We start from the raw sequence: 22,119 nt of genomic DNA, 5'->3' as shown, positions 1-22,119 counted from the left end.
TGATTTGGTTATTCCTAAACGACTTCTTAACGCGCCCACTTCTAAGATCGGCGGTGGACGCGTTTTGCCGTCCGCATGACACACGCATATCCACACCAGGCGAATGAGCCAGACATCGACCGAGCGGCTGAGGGATTATCTTGCCCAGCTCCCGCCGCAAGCGCAGGCGCTGCTGATGCGGGAGTTCGAGCGCGCCATTGAGCGCGGGGAGGACATCGCCGTCGCCAATTTCGTGCTCGAGCAGCTTCGCAAGGTCGTGCGCGGAACCGAGGAAGACGACGAGGCGCGTCCGCGGACCGACGATCCGGCGCGCCTGTTGTATGGTCCGCTCGAGCCTTTTCTGGTCGAGGGCAATTTTCCCGTCAGGGCCGGGCAGATCCGGCGTGCATCGCTGCTGCCGGTCTGGCAATGGCTGGGCCGCGACGGGGCGCCCGAGGCCGCGCGCGCATTCGAAACCGCGCTCGCCGAGATCAGGCAGAGCGGCAGCAACGCCAGTCTCGAAGGCGCGACCCGCAAGTTCCAGCTCGCCGCAGCCGACGCGATCATCAAGATCGCCGCACCGGTCCCGGGTGACGACAGGCAGCGGACGCTCGCCCGTATCGGCCCGCCCAATGTCGTCGAGGACCTGTTGTCGATCGGAGGCGTGCTGCGGGCACGCGAGACGCTGGATACGCTCGGCAGCCGGATGCCGGGCCAGATGCGGGTATTTTCGGAAGCCCAGATAGCCGCGGTGGGTTCGGCGCTCAACGTTCCCTCGTTGCAGACGCCGCAATTGCTGCCGTTCGCGCTGTCGCTGATCATGCAGCGACTGGCGCAGCCGTGGCAGATCATCCGTCTGGCGATCAAGATGGCGGCATCCGATGACGAGATTCGCGTAGCCGCCACGCCCTACGGCATCGCCGTCACGATCGCGCTGCACGACCTGTCGTTCCTCACGGCCTGCCTGCGCACCGACATCAGGCGCAGCCATTTCGACAATGTCGGCGAGCAACTGAAAGCCCTGCACGATGGCGTGCGCGGGCTGCGCACCGAGCTCGATCTGCGCAACGATTCCGCGTGGGGCCGCCAGCTCACGGCGATCCGCGCCGAAATTTCCAATTCGCTGCAGTCGGAGATCGAGAGCGTGCCTGGCCGGGTCCGCCGCATCCTGCGTCAGCGCGCCGACAAGGATATCGCTGCCGCGCCGAAAATCGACGCCTCGGAGGTCGAAGAGATCGCCGCCCTGATCGACTTCGTGGCGGTGTGCCGCACCTATGCCAGCGAACTCGCCATCAACGAGGTCACGCTGCGGACCTATTCCGACCTGCAGCATTACGTCGAGCGATCCACCGAGAGCTTGGTGCAGGCGCTGCGCGGCGGCGACACCAGGGCGCGGGCCTACCGCCAGATGCAGGCCCAGGCGGCGATCCGCTTCTGCGAAATCCTGTTCGGCCATGACTATGCGTCGCTGATGAGCCGGGCGGCCGAAAATGCCGTGACCGGCGAGCGCAAGACGACCCGGGCGAGCTGAGCTGGCCGTTCCATCGAATTCCCCGCCGGCCTGGCCGTCTGGGCGCCTTCCGTCCGTGTGTTTTTCTGCCGCAATTGGCAATTGCCGGGCTTGCCGCCGGTGGTGTAAAGCGGCGTATCGGCGCTCGCCTGGACGCGCCGTTCCGCCCCCGGGAACCGCTTGATGACGTTGTGGTTTGTGTTCGCGCTGATGACGGTCGCGGCGATCTTCGCCGTGCTCTGGCCGTTGAGCCGCGGCTCTTCCGCGTCGGCCGGCGGCAGTGAGGTTGTGGTCTACAGGGATCAGCTCGCCGAGATCGATCGCGATGTAGCTGCGGGTCTGATCGGTGTGTCCGAGGCCGAGGCCGCGCGTGTCGAAATCGGCCGCCGCCTGCTCGCCGCTGCGGACGGCCAGCGCGACCTGCCGGCGCGGTCGAATCTTGGTCTGCGCCGCGCTTCCGCGATCGTGGCGCTGGTAGGGTTGCCGATCGCGGCCGTGACCTTCTACCTCGCGCTCGGCTCGCCGCGTCTCGGTGATTTTCCGCTGGCCTCGCGCACGCGCACGGCGGATGTCAACGAGCCGCTCGGCAACATGGTGGCGCAGGTCGAGGCGCACCTCGAAAAAAATCCGTCCGATGGCCGCGGCTGGACCGTGCTGGCGCCGGTGCTGGCGCGTCTCGGCCGTTACGATGATGCGGTCCGCGCCTACCGTAATGTCATCACCTATGCCGGTGACAGCGCGGAGCGTCGCTCTGATCTCGGCGAGGCGCTAGCGATCGTGGCGGGCGGTGTCGTCACGGCGGAGGCCAAGGCCGAATTCCAACGCGCGGTGGCGCAGAACGCCGATGAGCCCAGGGCGAATTATTTCCTCGGGCTCGCTGCCGAACAGGACGGCCGCCAGGCCGATGCCGCCGCGATCTGGCGCGGCATGCTCGCCAAGGCGCCGGCCGACGCGCCATGGCGGTCGCTGATCGAGGCGGCGCTGGCCAGGGTCGGCGATCCTGCCGCGCCAGCGCTGTCCAACGATGCGATGGCTGCCGCCAAGGATATGAACGAAGACGACCGCGGCGCCATGATCCGCGGCATGGTCGACCGCCTCGCGACGCGGCTGAAGCAGAACGGCGACGATGTCGAGGGATGGTTGCGGCTGATGCGGGCCTATATGGTGATGGGGGAACGCGACAAGGCGGCGAGTGCGCTGACCGAGGCGCGGCAGGCGGTCGCCAACGATACCGAGCGCTTGCGCCAGCTCAATGAGGGCGTGAAGAATCTCGGGCTTGGTGGGTGAGGCAGGATGCCGGAACCCAAGGGCGAGGACAGAGGATATTCATGACGCGCAAGCAACGGCGTTTGACCATGATCGGCGGTTCGCTCGCGGTGCTCGCAATTGCCGCGGCACTGGTGCTGAACGCGATGCGCGATTCCATCGTGTTCTTTTCCACGCCGACGATGGCGGCCGAGAAGCAGATCCCGCCCGGCAAGCGGTTCCGTCTCGGCGGCCTGGTGCAACCGGGCTCGCTGGTGCGCGGCGACAATCTCGCGGTCAATTTCAGCGTCGCCGACGGCAGCGCCACGCTGCCGGTTGCCTACAAGGGAATTTTGCCGGACCTGTTCCGTGAAGGGCAGGGCGTCGTTGCCGAGGGGACGCTGGATGCCTCCGGCGTCTTCAAGGCCGATACTGTGCTTGCCAAGCATGACGAGACCTATATGCCCAAGGATGTCGCCGACGCCCTGAAGAAGCAGGGGCACTGGAAGGACGATTACGGCGCAAAGCCCGGCGCCGCGGCCGCGGCCGCGCCGGTCCAGGGGGCTTCGAAGTGATCGCGGAAGCAGGGCATTACGCGGTGGTGCTGGCGCTCGGACTGGCGCTGATCCAGTCCACCGTGCCGTTGCTCGGCGCACGCTGGGGCGATCATGCCCTGATGAATGTCGCACGCTCCACCGCGCTCGCGCAATTGCTGTTCGTGGCGGCCTCGTTCACGGCGCTGACCATGCTGCACGTCGTCTCGGATTTCTCCGTCGTCAACGTGTTCGAGAATTCGCACTCGATGAAGCCGCTGCTCTACAAGATCACCGGCGTGTGGGGCAATCACGAAGGATCGATGCTGCTGTGGGTGCTGATCCTCGCGCTGTTCGGCGGCCTGGTCGCCGCCTTCGGCAATAATCTGCCGCTGTCGCTGCGCGCGCATGTGCTGGCGGTGCAGGGCTGGATTGCCGGTGCATTCTATCTGTTCATCCTGGTCACCTCGAATCCGTTCCTGCGCATCGCGAGTCCCCCGATCGAAGGCCGTGACCTCAACCCGGTGCTGCAGGACATCGGCCTCGCCGTGCATCCGCCGATGCTCTATCTCGGCTATGTCGGATTTTCGATCTCGTTTTCCTTTGCGGTTGCCGCCCTGATCGAAGGCCGCATCGATGCCGCCTGGGCGCGCTGGGTGCGGCCGTGGACGCTGGTGGCATGGATCTTCCTCACGCTCGGCATCGCGATGGGGTCGTACTGGGCCTATTACGAACTCGGCTGGGGCGGCTGGTGGTTCTGGGACCCGGTCGAGAATGCTTCCCTGATGCCCTGGCTCGCCGGCACTGCGCTGCTGCATTCCGCCGTCGTGATGGAAAAGCGCAACGCGCTGAAGGTCTGGACCATCCTGCTGTCGATCCTGACGTTTTCGCTGTCACTGCTCGGCACCTTCCTGGTGCGCTCGGGCGTTCTGACCTCGGTGCATGCGTTCGCGACCGATCCGACCCGCGGCGTGTTCATTCTCCTGATCCTCTGCATCTTTATCGGCGGCAGCCTGTCGCTGTACGCCTGGCGCGCGTCGGCGCTGAAGCAAGGCGGGCTGTTCGCGCCGATCTCGCGCGAGGGCGCGCTGGTACTCAATAACCTGTTTCTCACCACGGCCTGCGCCACCGTCTTCATCGGAACGCTGTATCCGCTGGCGCTGGAGGTTGTGACCGGCGACAAGATTTCGGTCGGCGCGCCGTTCTTCAATCTCACTTTCGGTCCCTTGTTCGTGCCGCTGATGGCCGCGATGCCGTTCGCGCCGCTATTGGCATGGAAGCGCGGCGATCTGCTTGGCGCGGCGCAGCGGCTGACGGTGGCCGGCATTGTGGCGCTGGTTGCGATTGCGGTGTTGTTTGCGTGGACCCAGGGCGGGGCCACGTTCGCGCCGCTTGCGATCGGGCTCGCGGTCTTCGTCATCGGTGGCGCGCTCAGTGATCTGGCCGAACGGACGGCGCTGTTCCGTGCTCCCTTGGCGACTGCGGTGGCCCGCGCGCGGGGATTGCCGCGCGCGGCTTGGGGCACGGCGTTCGCCCATGCCGGCGTTGGTATGGCCTTGATCGGGATCGTCTGCGAAACCACGTGGAACAGCGAGTATATCGGCTCGATGAAGCCGAACGCAGTCGCCAACGTCGCCGGCTATCAGTTGAAGCTCGATGGCGTAACGCAGCGGCAGGGACCGAATTTTCGCGAGATGATCGCCCAGTTCACGGTCACGCTCGACGGTGAGGAGTTGCGCGTGATGACACCGTCGAAGCGCAACTTCACCACGCGGGAATCGTCGACCACCGAGGCCGCGCTGCTGACCCGCGGCGCCAGCCAGCTTTACGTTTCGCTCGGCGAAACCAATGCCGAAGGCGCCATCGCGGTGCGCATCTATCACAAGCCGCTGGTGCTCTTGATTTGGTGGGGCCCCGTCTTGATGGCATTCGGCGGCCTGCTGTCGCTCTCGGACCGGCGGCTGCGCGTCGGCGCGCCGAAGCCCGCCAAGAAGCCTGCCAAGCCTGTCCGTGCGCTGCAGCCGGCGGAGTGAGCCGTTGAGGAAGCTTCTTGCCAGCATTGCTGTTGTCGCGCTCGTGGCCGGATGCCCGGCCGCCTACGCGGTGCAGCCCGACGAGATCATGGCCGATCCCGCAAAGGAAGCGCGCGCGCGCGACCTGTCGCGCGAGCTGCGCTGCATGGTGTGCCAGAACCAGTCGATCGACGATTCCGACGCGCCGCTGGCACGCGACCTGCGGCTTCTGGTGCGTGAGCGGATCGCGACCGGCGACAGCGACAGCCAGGTGATCGATTTCCTGGTGGCGCGCTATGGCGAGTTCGTGCTGCTGAAGCCGCGCTTCACGCCGCATACGCTGCTGCTGTGGCTGCTGCCGCCGCTCGCGTTGATCGGCGGCGGACTGGCGCTGTGGTTCCTCAGCCGGCGCCGCTCGAATAATTCCGGCAGTCCGACCGATCCCTCGCTCCTGCATTTGACGGAAGAGGAAGAGGCGAGGCTGGATCGCCTGCTCGCGGCCGATGCGCCGGACAAGCAGGCTTAAGCCCGCGCCATTGCAAGCGGGCGGGTTTGCGCTATGACTCCCTCTGTTCAATAACAAATATTGCCCAGGGAGAAACCGGACATGGCTCTTTCACTCTACGACGCCACCGTAGCGAACTATCTGCAGACCCTTGGTGCCGTCAGCGGCTGCCTCGAGCGCGGCCTCGTTCATTTCCGCGAACAGAACATCGATCCGGAAACCATGGTCGAGGCGCGCCTGGCGCCGGACATGCTGCCGCTGCGTTTCCAGATCATCTCCGTCGCCCAACATTCCCGCGGCGCCATCGAGGGCGTGCAAAGCGGAGAATTTCGTCCGCCCGCGTCAAAGACGCCGTACGATTATGCGGGATTGCAGGGCCTGATCGCGCAAACCCGCGAGGCCTTGTCGGCGTGGACGCCGGAGGCAGTCAATGCGCTGGGCGGCCGCGATGTCGTCTTCCACGTCGGCGATCGCCAATTGCCATTCGCGGCGGAGGACTTCCTGATGTCGTTCTCGCTGCCCAACTTCTATTTCCACGCCACCACCGCCTACGACATCCTGCGCACCAACGGCGTGCCGCTCGGCAAGCGGGATTTCATGGGCCGGCTCAAATTGAAGAGCTGAGCGCGGTATCACGGAGGGGGAGGCCATCGCTGCGCGTCTCGCGCGCCGATGCGCTCGACGTGGTCGGCTTCTTCGATCCGGCCAATACGGACACGCGGAGGGCAGACGTTTTGCGCTCTGAAGGCCGTGTTTCAGCCAGCGCTAAGCCATTGATTGCCTGCGCTATTCTGCCGCAGCCATGAGCCCGCGCATTACAAAAGTTTAATTCCCTAGCCAGCGCCCGGTAAGGCGGCAAACCCCATGTTCAGTCCTGTCAGGTGCCCAGCCCCCGCACCCCGTACCATCGAAATTCAGGCTCTGGAGATTTTAGAAACATGACCGAACGTCCCGTCGATCTTTCCTCGCTACCGTCCAACGGCGCGCCGCGCCGTTCGCTGTTCTCCGCGCGCAAATTCGCGCTGATGGCTTCCGTCGTCGCCGGCCTCGGCGCCGCCGTTTATGGTTTCAGCCCGCAGGGCCCCGTCGATGTCTTCACCAGTGCAGCGCACGCGCAGGTCAACAACGAGGTCCGCAAGGTCGAGCGGCCGATCGGCTTTGCCGACGTTGTCGAGCGCGTGAAGCCGTCGGTGATCTCGGTCAAGATCAACATCGCCGACAAGAGTTCCAAGGACGACAGCGCCAACAAGGATGAGGACTCGCCGTTCCAGCCGGGTTCGCCGATGGAGCGCTTCTTCCGCCGCTTCGGCGGACCGGATGGCTTGCCTCCGGGCCTGCGCGGCGGACCGCGCGGTGGCCGTGGCCCGGTGACGGGTCAGGGTTCCGGATTCTTCATCTCGCCTGACGGCTTTGCCGTGACCAACAACCACGTGGTCGACGGCGCCGACAAGGTCGAAGTCACCATGGATGACGGCAAGACCTACACCGCGAAAGTGATCGGCACCGATCCGCGCACGGATTTGGCGCTGATCAAGGTTTCCGGCCGCACCGATTTCCCGTTCGCCAAACTGTCCGACAGCAAGCCGCGGATCGGCGACTGGGTGCTCGCGGTCGGCAACCCGTTCGGCCTCGGCGGCACCGTGACCGCCGGCATCGTCTCGGCCTCCGGCCGTGACATCGGCAACGGCCCCTATGACGACTTCATCCAGATCGACGCGCCCGTGAACAAGGGCAACTCCGGCGGTCCGGCGTTCGACACCAATGGCGAAGTGATGGGCGTCAACACCGCGATCTATTCGCCGTCCGGCGGCAGCGTCGGCATCGCGTTCTCGATCCCTGCTTCGACGGTCAAGAGCGTGATCGCCCAGCTCAAGGACAAGGGCTCGGTCAGCCGCGGCTGGATCGGCGTCCAGATCCAGCCCGTGACGTCAGACATTGCCGACAGCCTCGGCATGAAGAAGGCGGAAGGCGCGCTGGTAGCGGAACCGCAGGCCAATGGCCCGGCGGCGAAGGCCGGCATCCAGTCGGGTGACGTCATCACCGCCGTCAATGGCGAGCCGGTCAAGGATGCCAAGGAACTCGCCCGCACCATCGGCGGCCTCGCGCCGGGCAATGCGGTCAAGCTCAATGTGCTGCAGAAGGGCCAGGACAAGGTCATCAACCTCACGCTCGGCCAGTTGCCGAACACGATCGAGGCCAAGGCCGACACCGACAAGGAAGACAAGGGCGGCGCGACCAAGGGAACCGGCGTGCCGAAGCTCGGCCTGACGGTTGCCCCCGCCAATAGCGTGGCCGGCGCCGGCAAGGAAGGCGTCGTGGTCACCGAGGTCGATCCGAAGAGCGCGGCGGCCGAACGCGGCTTCAAGGAAGGCGACGTCATTCTCGAGGTCGCCGGCAAGAGCGTCGCCAGTGCTGGTGAGGTGCGCGAGGCGATCGACGCCGCGCGGACCGACAACAAGAACAGCGTTCTCATGCGCGTGAAGAGCGGCGGTTCGTCGCGCTTCGTGGCGGTGCCGCTGGCGAAGGGCTAAACGAGGACTAGATATCAGATGGAGGGTTTCGCCGGCATTCGTCGCCCCCGCCGACGTCTCCTTCCGGGGAGCGGGTCCAAAGCTCGCTCCCTTTGGCAACCTTCAGGCGGAATACGCCCCCCTCCGTCGGAAGGGCCTAAGGGCGGTGAGGTCCCCCAGCTTCGCCGCCCGCTTTTTTCACTTGATCGCGAGTATGGCCGGTCGCCTTGCATGTGCAGGGCGGCCGCGCCATGGTGAGAGAAAGCCCATTCCCGTGACCGCAACTGCCCCACAAATGCGCCTGCTGATCATCGAAGATGACCGCGAGTCCGCCGACTATCTGGTCAAGGCGTTCCGTGAAGTCGGCCACGTCGCCGATCTCGCCAGCGATGGCGAGGAGGGGCTGTCGATGGCCGATGGTGGCGACTACGACGTGCTCGTGGTGGATCGCATGCTGCCCAAGCGCGACGGCCTGTCCGTGATCGGCGCGCTGCGCGAGAAGGGCAATCGCACGCCGGTGCTGATCCTCTCCGCGCTCGGCCAGGTCGACGACCGCATCAAGGGCCTGCGCGCCGGCGGCGACGACTATCTGCCAAAGCCCTATTCGTTCGCTGAGTTGCAGGCGCGCGTCGAAGTGCTGTCGCGCCGCAATGTCGGCCCGGCCGAAGAGACCACCTACCGCGTCGGCGATCTCGAACTCGACCGTCTCTCGCATCGCGTTGCCCGCGGCAAGGACGAGTTGACGCTGCAGCCGCGCGAGTTTCGCTTGCTCGAATATCTGATGAAGCATGCCGGCCAGGTGGTGACCCGCACCATGCTTCTGGAAAACGTCTGGGATTATCATTTCGATCCGCAGACCAATGTCATCGATGTGCATATTTCGCGGCTGCGCTCCAAGATCGACAAGGGCTTTGAGCGGCCCTTGCTGCACACGATCCGCGGCGCCGGATACATGATCCGTGACGGCCTTCGGTAAACTGATCCGCACCACGGCGTTCCGGCTGACGCTGGTCTATCTATTCTTGTTCGCGCTGTTCGCGGCGTCGCTGCTCGGCTATTTCGCCTGGAATACGCGACGGCTGATCAACGAGCAGATCACCGCCACGGTGAACGTCGAGACCGCCGAGATCACCGACATCTACACGCGCCGCGGCCTCCACGGGCTCGCCTACACGCTCGGCAGCCGCGCGCTGCGGCCGGGGGCCAATCTTTATCTCGTCACCACGCCTGAGGGGAAAGCGATCGGCGGTAATGTCGGCGCGCTGGCGCCGGGCGTGATGGGTTCGATCGGCTGGTCGGAGACTGGCTATCGCCGGCTCGACGAACAGGACACGGCGCATCATCGCGCGCTGGTGCGCGTCACCGAACTCACCAACGGTTTCCGCCTGCTGGTCGGCCGCGACCTCGAAGAGCGCCGCCGGCTGTTCGGCATCGTCGCCAAAGCCGCGCAATGGTCGCTGCTGGTCGTCATCGTGCTCGGCATCGGCGGCGGCATCTTCGTGGCGAGGCGGGTGCTGCAGCGGATCGACGCCATGACCGGCACCACAAGACGCATCATGGCCGGCGACCTTTCCGGACGCCTGCCGGTCGGCCGCTCTGGCGACGAGCTCGATCGCCTCGCGGAAAACCTCAACGTCATGCTGGAGCGCATCGAGGCACTGATGATGGGACTGAAGGAAGTCTCCGACAACATCGCCCACGACCTGAAGACGCCGCTGACGCGCATGCGTAACCGCGCCGAGGAGGCGCTGGCGAGCTCCGGCAGCGAGGCCGAATACCGTGCAGCACTCGAGCGGACCATTGAGGAATCCGACGGTTTGATCCGCACCTTCAACGCGCTGTTGATGATCGCCCGCGCCGAGTCCGGGCAGGCGCGCGGCAACATGGATGATTTCGACGCGGCCGACGTCGCCAAGGGCATCCACGAATTGTATGAGCCGCTGGCCGAAGACGACGGCATGACCCTGCGCGTCAAGGCCGCGACCGCGCGGCTGCACGGCAACCGTGAGCTGATCAGCCAGGCACTCGCCAACCTGGTCGAGAACGCCATCAAATACGGCAAGCCGTCGCCGGTGGTGCAGCCGCTGGACCCTGCCGCCGCCGCGCGCACCAGGGAGATCCTGATCGAGGCGCGGCGCGAGGGCGACCACGTGCTGCTCAGCGTCGCCGATCATGGGGCCGGTATTCCCGAAGGGGACCGCAAGCACGCGGTCGAGCGGTTCGTGCGGCTGGAGGCGAGCCGGACGCTGCCGGGTTCCGGGCTTGGCTTGAGTTTGGCGTCCGCGGTGGCGACCCTGCACGGTGGTGAACTCAGGCTCGGCGATTCGCATCCCGGCCTGACCGCGACGCTGGTCATCCCGGCGCTATCCGCCGCGGGTGACAGGCTTGCGGCCCAAACACCGGATGTGCCACAGAAGGTGGCATGAATTCCTCCGCCTTGGCCGCGCGGTTCGTCAGCGGGCCGTGCATCACTGCCAGCAGCAACGCCGAACAACGCCTGGGAGACTGGCTCGCCGAGCTGGAGCCGCAGCAATCGGCTGAGATCGGCGCCTGGCTGGAGCGTCCGCCGGCCCGGGCCATCCTGCTCGGCATCGCCGAGTTCTCGCCATACCTGTTCGACCTGATCCGCGCCGATGCCGCGCGATTGATCCGCCTTCTGGCATGCGACCCGGAACCGCATCTCGCCACACTGATCGAGAACACCTCGCGCGACGTGCTCACTGCCGCTGGCGAGGCCGACGTCATGCATCTGCTTCGCCGCATGAAATCGGAGGCCGCGTTGCTGATCGCTTTGTGCGACATCGGCGGGGTCTGGCCGGTGATGCGGGTGACGGCGGCGCTGACCGATCTTGCGGTAACCTCCGTGCAGGCGGGCTTGCGCTTTCTGTTGCGCCAGGAGGTCGCGCGCGGCCGCATGACGGCCGTCAATCACGACCGGCCGGAGGAGGGCTCTGGCCTGATCGTGCTCGCCATGGGCAAGATGGGCGCTGGCGAACTGAACTATTCCAGCGATATCGACCTGATCGTGTTTTTCGATCCCGCCGCGACGTCGCTGGCAGCAGACATCGAGCCGGCGCCGTTCTTCGTGCGTGTGACGCAGGCGCTGGCCCGCCTGCTGCAGCAGCGCTCCGGCGATGGCTACGTGTTCCGCGTCGATCTGCGGCTGCGGCCCGATCCGGCCTCGACGCAGGTGGCGATTTCGACCGAGGCGGCGCTGCATTACTACGAGCGCGAAGGGCGGACCTGGGAGCGCGCCGCGATGATCAAGGCGCACGTCTGCGCCGGCGACGCCAGGGCAGGCGAGGCGCTGATCGCGGAACTTGCGCCGTTCGTCTGGCGCAAGCACCTGGATTTTGCCGCGCTCGCCGACGTCCACGACATGAAGCGGCAGATGCAGACCTATCGCGGCCAGAGCGAGATCGCGGTCGAGGGCCATAACGTCAAGGTCGGCCGCGGCGGCATCCGCGAGATCGAGTTTTTCGCGCAGACGCAGCAGCTCATTGCCGGCGGCCGTCACCCGCAATTGCGGGTGCGCCCCACGCTGCACGCGTTGCAGGTGTTGGCCACCAGCAACTGGATCACCTTTCAGGCCTTTGACGAACTGACGGCGGCTTATGAATTCCTGCGCCGGGTCGAGCACAGGCTGCAGATGATCGCGGACGAGCAGACCCATGCACTGCCAGAAGACGCCGAGGCCGTCGAGCGCTTTGCGAATTTCTTCGGCTATGAGAGCAGGGCAGCCTTTGCCAAGGATCTGCTCGGCCATCTCAACATCGTGCAGGGCCATTACGGCAAGCTGTTCGAGGGCGATCCGACCGGCACGGTGAAGCTGCCGCAGCTCAACTATGCCGCAGGTCCCGAGGATGCACGCCTGCTCGATCATCTGGCGACGCTCGGCTTCAAGAAGCCGGTCGCGGTGGCTGGCACCCTGCAGCTCTGGATGCAGGGCAACTACCGCGCGCTCCGCAATGAAGCGACCAAGGCAGCCTTCATCGAATTCGTGCCCGGCCTGATCGATGGGCTGGCGCATGCCGAAGACCCCGACGACGCCGTGACCGCGTTCGATCGTTTTCTCGGCGCCTTGCAGCGCGGCGGCCGGCTGATTTCACTGTTGAGAGAGAACCGCGAGCTGGTCGCGCTGGTGGCCTTGATCCTTGGTGCGGCGCCGCGGCTCGGCGACATGCTGGCGCGCCAGCCGCAGATCATGGACGGCCTGATCGATCCCCGTTTCTTCGGCGCGATGCCGGACCAGAAGGAATTGTCGGCGCGGCTGGCGGTGACGCTGAAGGACGCGGATTCCTACGAAGATTTTCTCGATCGCCTGCGGCTGTTCGGCCAGGAGAGCCTGTTCCTGATCGGCACGCGCATCCTCTCTGGTACAGTTTCCGCTCAGCAGGCCAGCGTCGCGTTTGCCGATGTCGCCGAGGGCATTGTGCACACCGTGCACGGCCTGGTCAGGGATCAGTTCGCCAGCCAGTACGGCCGCATCAAGGGGCAGGAGACCGCGATCCTCGCGATGGGCCGGCTCGGCAGCCGCGAGATGACGGCATCCTCCGACCTCGACCTGATCCTGCTGTACGATTTCGACACGGACAATCCTGATTCCGACGGCGAACGATCGCTGCACGGTGCGCAGTATTTCGCGCGGCTGACCCAGCGGCTGATCTCGGCGTTCACCACGCGGACCAATTACGGCGTGCTGTATGACGTCGACATGCGGCTGCGTCCCTCGGGTCGCGCCGGACCGCTGGCGTCGCGGATCGATTCGTTTGCCGACTACCAGGAACGCGAAGCCTGGACCTGGGAGCACATGGCGTTGACGCGGGCGCGGGTGATTTCGGCGTCACCGGCGTTTCGCGCAAAGATCGAAGGTATCATCCGCAGCGTGCTGACGCGGCCGCGCGACGCGGCCTCCACCGCCGGCGACGTCGCCGACATGCGCCGGGCGATTGCGCTGGAAAAGGGCGAGGACGACATCTGGGGCCTCAAGCTCGCCGCCGGCGGGCTCGTCGATATCGATTTCATCGCGCAGTATCTGCAGCTCGTGCACGCCTCGGAGAAACCCGAAATCCTCAGCGTCTCCACGCTGCAGGTGCTCGACAACGCAGCCCGGCTCGGCGCGCTGCCGCAATCCGACGTCGAGATATTGCGCCAGGCAGCGCGGCTCTATCACGACCTGACGCAGATCCTCAGGCTTTGCGTCACCGGAAAATTCAATCCGGAAACCTCCGGCGATAATCTCTTGCACGTGATGGCGCGCGCCGGCGACACGCCTGATTTCTCGACGCTGGAAGCACGTGTGCGCGAGACGCAGGCGGACGTGAGGCGGGTGTTCCTGGGATTGGTGGGCGGCGGTTCTTCCGCCTGAAGCGTTCCGGTTCCTTCCGGACCCGGACGATCGGAACTCTTATGGCCGATTTGGATTGTCGCGGGAACAGGAGGCTGGGATGCATACCGAAATCAACATCTTCGACAAGCCCATTGAGCGTATCAGGAAGACGTGCGAGCTGATGGGTCTCGGCGCCGATTTCGACCGCAAGCTGCCGGAACTCGAAACATATCTTGAAGGGCTCGTAGCCGAAGGGGAAACCAGTGAGGAACGGCTGACCGCCAGCGGTCTGACCTTCGTCAAGCAGGTTCCATAGCGATGGCGTGACGGCGTCAGGAAATTTCCTCCGGAAGCTTCCCGGCTGGATCCGGCGAGCAACTCTCTTCCCCGATTTCCTTCACGTGGTAGTGGGCAGACAGAACCTGTCCACCTGCCTCGTCGGCCACTGGAACATCAGAAATCAGGCGGCAATCGAGAGCTTGCTTCCAGACATCCGCCTCGGTCGGAAAGCCCGACCCGATCTGTCTGTCGCCATCGAAAAGCGCGTAAGGCACGAACCTCTCCCAAATTAAAACCCCGCCAGCTATGACAATAACTGACGGGGCTTTTGAGCTGATATTTCCGGTGAATTTCTCCTTTCCGGAATTACCCGCTCGTATCTTTAACGCGAGGCAGCCGGTTTCGTTCCGAGAATTTCGGTGCGCTTTGAAAGTTCGTCTCAAAAGCGCGGAACTCTTGCCACTTTTTCCTGTTCAGATATCTGCGCAACTCAACCGGAATGGATGGTCCATGCGTAAACTACTTTTGGGAATGGCGCTCACAATGCCAATCGCCTTTCTTTCTCCCGCAACAGCGCTGCCTTTGGCTCATCCAGTGATGCACGGTGCCGCGGTCAACGCCGATCTGATGGAAGTGAAAGGCGGACGCGGCCACGGGCATGGTTGGGGCCGTGGACACGGCTATCGACCGTTTGGTTGGAGCCGCGGCCGCAAGGTCGGCTGGCGGGGCCGTGGCTGCCCGCCCGGCCACTGGAAAAAGGGTTGGTGCTGAGATTGAAACCGGCTGCCGTCACGTACGAGGAGCACGGCTCGACCATTACAATGCCCGTGCCGCATTGCCCTTGAACAGGATTGGGCCGGTCGGTCGTCCGATGGGTGAGCCGCCTTCAGGCTCCAGCGTGATTTCGAACAGCTGATTTTGCACGGTTTCCGGCAAGGATTCCAAATTCAGCTGCAGCGTACGCGACTGGCCTGTGAGGCCGATCGATTTCGGGCCAACAGCGCGATCCCACAGCGTCCAGACCTGCAGCGTGCGGCCGGCGGGAACCTCGATCGGGCGGAGCGGAATGAGCTCGACCCGGCCATTCGAAAATGCGTTGACGATGGCTCCGGCCTCTTTGGTCGCGTCATTCACCAGCACGGCGACGTAGACGGGCTTGCTCTGCGCCAGCGCAATCAGGTCGTTGCGAAGGTGACGCGACGTTGTCAACGCGCCGACCATGATCACCGCAAACAGCAGCGCGGCAAGGGTGCCGCCGATACCGAGGCCGCGCCAGAACCTGATGTCGTGCCAAAGCGTGGCGCCACGCAGCGCGGCGCGTGCGGAGGGCAGGGCGTCGATCGGCGCGATTTTGGTTGCATCCGCGATGCGCTGCCAAAGCGCCGCGCCCGGCGGGGTTTCCTCGGCCGTGAGATCGAGGTCCGCAAGCCGTTCCCGCCACGCGCTGACGGCCTGGGCAAACGATTGGTCGGTTGCGATGCGCCGTTCGGCGGCGGCTTGCTCCTCGCCGTCCAGCAGGCCCATCACGTAATCGGCGGCCATGGCGTTATCGGCGTCGTGCGGGTTCATCCCATGCACTCCTGCAACGCAAACAGGCTGCGCCGTACCCAGCTCTTGACCGTGCCGAGCGGAACCTTGAGCCTTCCTGCCAGTTCGCCGTGGCTCATGCCGTGAACATAGGCCAGCACCACCACGTCGCGGCGGGGGCGGTCGATCTGCTCGAGGCACCGGCGCAGCGCGCTGGTCTCCGGCATCCGCGACAGGGTGGCCTCGCAGTCGACATCCTGGACGCTTTCATCTGAAGCCTCATAGCGATGCTCGTCGCGATGAATGCTGAGGGCGCGGTTGCGCACCACCGCATAGAGCCAGCCGCGCGCGCTGCCGCGGCGCGGATCGAAGCCGGCCGCGCCGCGCCAGATCCGGATAAAGGCGTCGTGCACCGCCTCTTCCGCAAGGTCCTGCCGAAACAGGATGCGGCGCGCGATGCCGACCATGCGCGGCGCCTCGCTGTCGTAGATCACGCGCAATGCGGTGCGGTCGCCGGCCGCGCAACGCGCGAGCGCCGCGGCAAGCTGCGCCTCGCGCTCCCGATCGAGCAGGTCGGGAGCCTGCAGGCTCGCGGTGATGGTGCCATTTCCGGTCATGTCTATGCCTTTGCATAGCTGTTCTACCTTGAGATGCGGCATTTGGATGCATGTTTCGAAAATTATTTTTGGTGTGCTGCATCCGTTTTGCCGCGCCGCCGGTACCCGCTGTGTTGGTCCCGAGAGGATCATGGCAACACAGGGAGCTCACCGATGAATTATCGTTCTATTTTCGTCACCTCAGTCGCATTATTGCTGTCCTCCGCAGCCGCCAATGCCGCGCAGGTCGCAGCCCTGATCGGCGGCGACACCATTGCGATGGTCGATACCGCGCAAAAGAAGGCGACCGGGTCCGTCAAGGTCACCGGCATTTCCGGTGCGCTGGTCGGCATCGACGTGCGCCCGGCCGACGGCATGCTCTATGGACTGGTCGATGATGGCACCATCGTGACCATCGCGACGGACGGCAAGGCCACGCTGAAGTCGAAGCTCGACACCATGCTTGCCAAGGGCGTGGCCGCGACGGTGGATTTCAACCCGGTGGCGGATCGCCTGCGCGTGATGGGCGCCGACGGGGCGAACCTGCGGGCGAATGTCGACGACGGCAAGGTGACCAAGGACGGCGACCACAAATATGCCGAGGGCGACATGCACAAGGGCGAAAAGCCGAACATCGTTGCCGGCGCCTATACCAATTCGGTGAAGGGCGCCAAGGAGACGGCCCTGTTCAACATCGATGCGACCATCGGTGGATTGATCAAGCAGGCGCCGCCGAACGACGGCGTGCTCGGCGCGATCGGCAAACTCGGGATCAAGGCGAATGGCGTCGCGTTTGACATCTGGTCCGACGGCGCCGGCAAGAACGAGGCCTGGCTGATGGCGGACGGCACGCTCTACAGCGTCGATCTCGCCACCGGAAAGGCGACCGAGGCTGCAAAGATCGCCGGCGTCAGCGGCACGGTGAAGGATATTGCGATTATGGGAATGTAGAGGATTCCTGAAGCACGCTGAACGTAGCTTGGCGCGAAGCTCACTTCTCGCTCGCCCCCGCTCTTGCGGGGGCGAGACGAGCGAAGCTCGCTCTTGGAAGGGCCCTGACCGCAGGCATACCGTCCAACTCGGCAATGCGGCGGTCAATCTCACTGATCACGCGCTTCGAGAACGGCCCGAGGTGCAGGTACAGCGCCATCAGCATCACGATGTAACGCAGCGCGCCCGGATTGGTCTTGGCGACTTCGACGAAGGTCTTCCAGAACGGCTCGCGAACCTCAGGCAGGGTGCGCATGACCTTGTGTACGCTGTCGATGCCGCCAAGCCTCTTGCGCATATCGCCGTCTGGCAGGTCGCGGCGGCGGTCGGAGCGGTCGAGCATGGCGGCAAGCCGTGACAGTCGTCCCGCGTATGCCGTCGGGCAGAAAACGTGCTCGAGCACGGCCTTGTAATCCACAAGGATGTCGCGAAGCGGACGCTTGGTGTCGAAATTGCATCCGAGCGTACATTGGTCGCCCGCCTGCGCGACATTCATGAGGTCATGGCCGTTGTGCAGGCGGCCTTCCTTGGCCAGCCGCCGCGTCAGCTGCGTGCCAGGCAGCGCATAGAGTAGTCCAACCATGCAGACTGGAATGTTGGTCTCCTCGATGAAGTCGATCATCGCCTGTCCCATCGAAACTTTCTCGGTATCGAACCCGACGATGAAGCCGGCGGTGATGAACATGCCGTAGCCGTAAATCTTGTGGACGCACTCCGCGATGTTGCGCCTGGTGTTCTGCTTCTTCTTCATCTGCACGAGCGCCTCTGGATCCGGGCTCTCGATGCCGACAAAAATAGCGAAAAAGTTTGCGTCCTTCATCGCCTGCAACAGATCGTCGTCGTCCGCGATATTGATCGAGGCTTCGGTCGAGAACTCGAACGGATAATCGCGCTCTTCCAGCCAGGCTTTGAGCCGCGGCAGTAGCGTGCGAAGGTTTTTCTTGTTGCCGATGAAATTGTCGTCGACGAAATCGACATGCCCGCGATAACCGTGATCGTAGAGCGCTTGCAGCTCCGCGAGAATCTGATCGTTGGTCTTGGTGCGCGGCACGCGACCATATAGCTCGATAATATCGCAGAACTCGCAGGTGAATGGGCAGCCACGCGAATATTGCACGCCGATGAAGAGATAGTGATCGAACTTGATCAGATCGTAGCGGGGCATCGGGCTTAGCGTGACGTCGATCTTGAATTTCTCGGCGATGAACACGCCCTTGCGCTCGCCTCTTTCCCAGGCGGCGATGAAGTGCTGGATGACTTGCTCGGCCTCGCCGATCACCTGAAAGTCCGCCTCCGCGTAAAGATGCGGGCTGGAGGACACATCAGGTCCACCGACGCATACTGGCTTGCCGTGCAGATGGACGAGATCGATCAGGTAGATGAAATCAGGCTGCTGGTTGAGCATACCGCCGATCATCACGAGATCGGCCCAGTCGAGGTCCGCGTCCGTCAAAGATTCGGTGTTACGGTTGACGAGACGGACGTCCCAATGCTTCGGCAGCATGGCGGCGACCGTGATCAGGCCGAGTGGCGCGGCCGGATACTTCGCGCCAACCAGTTCGCAGGCTTCCGTATAGTTCCAGAACGAGTTCGGAATGAACTTCGGATAGACCATCAGGACACGGCAGAGAATCGTCATGTGCCTCCCCGTAGGTTTGGAGGCAGGGTGTCACGCAGTTTGTCGGGACTCAAGGGGTCGATTCTTCCGAAGAGTTCCATTGCCGGCAGTGATCGGCCGACCTATTCGATCACCTCGACGCGTGTCAGCAAGATCGGTGGAATGTCGAGTCGGCGTCCTTCAGCCGGCTGTCTGCGCGCGCCCAGGCTGCTGCCGCTCGAAGTCGATCATGGAATCGCGCGTGATCGGCACCGCATCACGTTTGGTCGACAGCAGAATTTGAAACACCATGTGAGCAGGAATTCGAGTTCGACGGCGGCGAGATAGAATTCCCACATGGGGCGGCAAGCGGTTACTGGCTGGTTAATGGCCGATTGCAGCCGGCTTGTTGCCGGATTCCGGAACCGGTTGCGCTCGTCAGGCGAGGGGCGTCCTGACGAGCGCTTTCGCGGATTCGATTGTCTTTTTCAGAACAGACGGGGCACCAGCATCGCCACCTTTTCGCGATAGCGCCGGTATTCACTGCCGAACAACGCCACCAGGTCGCGCTCTTCGAGATAGATGCCGACGAAGATGTAGGCCGTCGTCACCGCGGCGAACAGCAGATGGCCGAGCGTCATCGTCGGCGTCGACCAGAAGGCAATAATGAAGCCGAGATAGATCGGGTGCCGGATCAGGCGATACAGGCCCGGCGTCTTGAACTTCATGGGCTCAGCCACGCGTCCGGCAAAATGCGCCACCACCTGGGTCAATCCGAACAGCTCGAAATGGCTGATCAGGAAGGTGCTGTAGAGCACGATGAGCCAGCCCAGGAATCCGCCCGCGGTCGCGAGGCCCGCGAGAGCAGGATTTTCGATGTTCCAGACCACCGCCGGCATCGGCTGCCATTGCCAGAACAGCAATATCAGCGAGAGACTAGCCAGCAGCACATAGGTCGAGCGTTCGATCGCGGGCGAGGCGAAGCGCGTGAACAGTCTCTTGAAGCCCTGCCGCGCCATGCCGCTGTGCTGCACGGCGAAGATCGACATCAGCACCAAATTGATCAGCAAGGCCGCCGTCAGCGAGGACGTCGAACCGATATCGTCGGTCTTATCGACGGTCTTGGGGACGACATATCCCGAGACGAAGCCGACCGCGTAGAGAAACGTGCCGAAGAAAATCAGATAGGCGAGGCCGCCGTAGCAGAGGGTGAGCAATCTCATGGCAAGGGAGCTGACGGCCGTAGGCGCTGCATTCGGGCCGGTGTGCATCGTAATCGACATCTTAAATCTCCTTGGTTTGGAATATTGACGTCGGAAACTGTCTTGAAATTTTCTTGTTCAGGACTGCTTGAGGCGCCTCCGCTTGCGCAGCCGCGCGGCTCTTTCGAGGGCGTCATCGAGCGGTCCGCGGTAGATGCGCTTGTTGTGCAGGCCGCGATTGCCAGCCTGGTGCAACGTGAGCAAAGCAGCCTGCCGTTCGCGGTAGGCGATGGCGGCGGCCATCCAGCCGTTGAGAAGGCGCTTCAGGCGCGCGGGCGGGATGAGAGGGCTGGCGACGGGGCTTGGGCGGATCCTCGCGCTGGGCTGCATGGCGGCCTCGTGCGGCAACAAGCCTTCTGGCGAAACATCCGCCTTGGTGGGATTGAGCAACAGGCCGGTCATGGCCATCTCCTACGATTGTACGATGATGGACCCGTCTGTAGATTGAGATGCCTGTTCCAGCTTGGCGGATTCCTTGAGAAGACCTTTGTTTTTCCTCCGGAAGCGACTGTTTTTACTTAGTTTGTAGCTTGAACCGCCCGATAGGGGCGGAGCCTCGTACCGGATCAGCAGAAGTGGTATTAAAATACCGATTTGCCGAGTTCGAGATCGACCTCAGCCAGCACGAGCTGCGCCGGCTTGGGGAAGCCGTACATATTGAGCCGCAGGTATTCGATCTCATTGTTCATCTGGTGCGCAACCACGACCGGATTGTCAGCAAGGATGAGCTGATCGAGACGATCTGGAACGGCCGGATCATCTCCGAGGCGGCGCTCTCCAGCCGCATCAATGGCGCCCGGCGCGCGCTTGGCGACAACGGAAACGACCAGGCTCTCATTCGGACGCTGCACAAGCGTGGCTTCCGCTTCGTCGGCGATGTTCAGGCCATCGACGCGCCGAAAACGGATGCAGAGGCGGCGCGACTTGTTCCCGACGCGCCGGGCAGCATTCCGGGCCGCGTCTCGGTTTCTTCCGAAGTGTCCCGCCTCGATGATGTCGTCTCGGAATCCGTGAAGGCAGAGGCCGTCACGCGATCGTCCATTGCGGTGATACCGTTTGGAAACATGTCGGATGACCCCGAGAACGACTACTTCAGCTACGGGTTGACCGAGGACATTATTCGCCTTCTCGCCCGTAACCGGTGGCTTTCGGTCATCTCGCGACACTCGACCATTGCGTTCCAGGGACGCGTGGTGGATGCCCGCGAAATCGGTGAGTTGCTGGGCGTCAGGTATGTGATGGTCGGCAGTGTTCGCAAGAACCGCGATGCCGTGCGGATAACGGCGGAACTCGTCCGCGCAGCGGATGGAAAGCAATTGTGGGCCGATAAATACGACCTGCAGCTGGAATATATCTTCGATATACAGGAGGAGATGGCTCGCCAGATCGCCGCGACGATCGAGCCCGAGCTGTCGAAGGTCGAGCAGCAGCTCGCCGCCCGCAAGGCGCCGGAAAATCTGGACGCCTGGGATTGTTATCAACGTGGTCTATGGAATTTTTGGCGCTTCACCACGCCGGGATTTGACACGGCCGAAAGTTATTTTCAGCGGGCGATTGCGGCCGATCCGAATTTCGCGCGCGGCCATGGCGCGCTCAGCTACGTCAATGTGCAACGCGCCTTCATTGACGAACCGAAAGATCGCGCGGCGCGGCTGGAAACCGCGTTACGCCAGGGGCGCCATGCGGTAGCGCTCGACGAGCTCGATTGTTTCTGCCACTGCGCGCTCGGACGCGCTTTGTGCCTTACCCATCAGAACGACGAGGCGCTGGCGGCGCTCGACGTATCGCTGGAGCTCAATCCAAGCTTTGCGCAGGCCTATTTCGCCCAAGGGTTCAATTTACTCTGGTATGGGCGAGAGATTGAAGCGGAAACGCTGCTCGATCGCGCGATCATGCTCAGTCCGCGCGACAGCCATATTTCTGCTTTCCACCATGTCCGCTCCTGGGCGCACTTCTCCCTTGGCGAGTATGACATAGCGGTCGAATTCGCGAGGCGGGCGACACGGCAGTCCAATGCCACCTATCAGGCGTTTGCGACACTTGCGGCGTCGCTCGGACTTCTCGGGGATCGGGCGCAGGCGGCAACGGCGGCCGCGGAACTGCTGCAACGCAAGCCAAACTACAACGTTGAAACGGCGCGACAGGAGTTCTTCTTCTGCAATGATGTGGGCTTCATCAACCGGTTTGTCGAAGGGTTGCGTGTAGCCGGTATTGCAGACGCCTAGAGCCCTTCCGTTCCGATGGA

At 63.8% G+C, this 22,119-nt stretch carries 19 protein-coding genes; 13 read left to right on the top strand and 6 right to left on the bottom strand.

Annotated elements, in window-relative coordinates:
- Positions 1–103: 103 nt before the first annotated feature.
- The 11 genes from C7G61_RS05355 to C7G61_RS05305 all read left to right on the top strand — a co-directional run bounded on the left by C7G61_RS05355 (position 104) and on the right by C7G61_RS05305 (position 13,939).
- Positions 104–1,510 carry a hypothetical protein gene (locus C7G61_RS05355; RefSeq protein ID WP_108513051.1) on the top strand — a complete coding sequence of 469 codons (1,407 nt, stop codon included), beginning with the start codon at positions 104–106 and terminating at the stop codon, positions 1,508–1,510.
- Positions 1,511–1,672: 162 nt separating this feature from the next.
- Positions 1,673–2,776, top strand: a complete 1,104-nt coding sequence (gene ccmI / locus C7G61_RS05350; RefSeq protein WP_108513050.1) for a c-type cytochrome biogenesis protein CcmI — start codon at positions 1,673–1,675, stop codon at positions 2,774–2,776.
- A 41-nt stretch (positions 2,777–2,817) separates the two neighbouring features.
- Positions 2,818–3,309, top strand: coding sequence for a cytochrome c maturation protein CcmE (ccmE, locus tag C7G61_RS05345; protein WP_108513049.1), 492 nt, complete (start codon positions 2,818–2,820; stop codon positions 3,307–3,309).
- Positions 3,306–5,300: a heme lyase CcmF/NrfE family subunit gene (locus tag C7G61_RS05340; protein WP_108513048.1), complete on the top strand. Its 1,995-nt coding sequence runs from the start codon at positions 3,306–3,308 to the stop codon at positions 5,298–5,300. The genes ccmE and C7G61_RS05340 overlap by 4 nt, the downstream gene beginning before the upstream one ends.
- A 4-nt stretch (positions 5,301–5,304) precedes the next feature.
- Entirely contained in the window at positions 5,305–5,805 is a 501-nt protein-coding gene (locus C7G61_RS05335) for a cytochrome c-type biogenesis protein (RefSeq protein ID WP_108513047.1), read from the top strand.
- Positions 5,806–5,886: 81 nt separating this feature from the next.
- Positions 5,887–6,408, top strand: a complete 522-nt coding sequence (locus C7G61_RS05330; RefSeq protein ID WP_108513046.1) for a DUF1993 domain-containing protein — start codon at positions 5,887–5,889, stop codon at positions 6,406–6,408.
- Between the two features lie 314 nt (positions 6,409–6,722).
- Complete coding sequence (locus C7G61_RS05325) at positions 6,723–8,315, top strand: Do family serine endopeptidase (RefSeq protein WP_108513045.1); 1,593 nt, start codon at positions 6,723–6,725, stop codon at positions 8,313–8,315.
- Between the two features lie 274 nt (positions 8,316–8,589).
- Complete coding sequence (locus C7G61_RS05320) at positions 8,590–9,270, top strand: response regulator transcription factor (protein WP_057848354.1); 681 nt, start codon at positions 8,590–8,592, stop codon at positions 9,268–9,270.
- Entirely contained in the window at positions 9,254–10,720 is a 1,467-nt protein-coding gene (locus C7G61_RS05315) for a sensor histidine kinase (RefSeq protein WP_108513044.1), read from the top strand. The genes C7G61_RS05320 and C7G61_RS05315 overlap by 17 nt, the downstream gene beginning before the upstream one ends.
- Positions 10,717–13,662, top strand: coding sequence for a bifunctional [glutamine synthetase] adenylyltransferase/[glutamine synthetase]-adenylyl-L-tyrosine phosphorylase (locus tag C7G61_RS05310; RefSeq protein ID WP_108513043.1), 2,946 nt, complete (start codon positions 10,717–10,719; stop codon positions 13,660–13,662). Before C7G61_RS05315 ends, C7G61_RS05310 begins: the two co-directional genes overlap by 4 nt.
- Before the next feature lie 79 nt (positions 13,663–13,741).
- The gene (locus C7G61_RS05305; protein WP_108513042.1) at positions 13,742–13,939 is read left to right on the top strand and encodes a hypothetical protein; all 198 of its coding nucleotides are present in this window, start codon (positions 13,742–13,744) and stop codon (positions 13,937–13,939) included.
- 16 nt (positions 13,940–13,955) lie between these two features.
- On the opposite strand, the gene C7G61_RS05300 is transcribed toward C7G61_RS05305, so the two are convergent.
- From C7G61_RS05300 to C7G61_RS05285, 3 genes are all read right to left on the bottom strand, one after another.
- Positions 13,956–14,177, bottom strand: coding sequence for a hypothetical protein (locus C7G61_RS05300; RefSeq protein ID WP_108513041.1), 222 nt, complete (start codon positions 14,175–14,177; stop codon positions 13,956–13,958).
- Positions 14,178–14,718: 541 nt separating this feature from the next.
- Positions 14,719–15,471 (bottom strand): anti-sigma factor, encoded by a 753-nt coding sequence (locus C7G61_RS05290; RefSeq protein ID WP_108513039.1) that lies wholly within the window; start codon positions 15,469–15,471, stop codon positions 14,719–14,721.
- Positions 15,468–16,046 (bottom strand): sigma-70 family RNA polymerase sigma factor, encoded by a 579-nt coding sequence (locus C7G61_RS05285; RefSeq protein WP_108513038.1) that lies wholly within the window; start codon positions 16,044–16,046, stop codon positions 15,468–15,470. The genes C7G61_RS05290 and C7G61_RS05285 overlap by 4 nt, the downstream gene beginning before the upstream one ends.
- Positions 16,047–16,199: 153 nt before the next feature.
- On the opposite strand from C7G61_RS05285, the gene C7G61_RS05280 reads away from it, so the two are divergent.
- Entirely contained in the window at positions 16,200–16,976 is a 777-nt protein-coding gene (locus C7G61_RS05280; RefSeq protein WP_108513037.1) for a DUF4394 domain-containing protein, read from the top strand.
- 40 nt (positions 16,977–17,016) lie between these two features.
- Here the strand turns inward: C7G61_RS05280 and C7G61_RS05275 are convergent, their stop codons facing one another.
- From C7G61_RS05275 to C7G61_RS05260, 3 genes are all read right to left on the bottom strand, one after another.
- Positions 17,017–18,654 (bottom strand): B12-binding domain-containing radical SAM protein, encoded by a 1,638-nt coding sequence (locus tag C7G61_RS05275; RefSeq protein ID WP_108513036.1) that lies wholly within the window; start codon positions 18,652–18,654, stop codon positions 17,017–17,019.
- Between the two features lie 446 nt (positions 18,655–19,100).
- On the bottom strand, positions 19,101–19,895 hold the full coding sequence (gene mddA, locus C7G61_RS05265; protein WP_420836737.1) for a methanethiol S-methyltransferase: 795 nt from the start codon (positions 19,893–19,895) through the stop codon (positions 19,101–19,103).
- 57 nt (positions 19,896–19,952) lie between these two features.
- A complete protein-coding gene (locus C7G61_RS05260) occupies positions 19,953–20,276 on the bottom strand; it encodes a hypothetical protein (RefSeq protein ID WP_108513035.1) in 324 nt (107 codons plus the stop codon).
- A gap of 173 nt (positions 20,277–20,449) precedes the next feature.
- Here C7G61_RS05260 and C7G61_RS05255 point away from each other — a divergent pair, with 173 nt between their 5' ends.
- Positions 20,450–22,099: a winged helix-turn-helix domain-containing tetratricopeptide repeat protein gene (locus C7G61_RS05255; RefSeq protein WP_190241677.1), complete on the top strand. Its 1,650-nt coding sequence runs from the start codon at positions 20,450–20,452 to the stop codon at positions 22,097–22,099.
- Positions 22,100–22,119: the final 20 nt, after the last annotated feature.

The sequence above is a fragment of the Bradyrhizobium algeriense genome (assembly GCF_003062295.1).
In the GTDB taxonomy this organism is placed as follows: Bacteria; Pseudomonadota; Alphaproteobacteria; order Rhizobiales; family Xanthobacteraceae; genus Bradyrhizobium; species Bradyrhizobium algeriense.
Note: the sequence above shows the minus strand (reverse complement) of the source record. Positions and strands in the feature narration are given on the sequence as shown.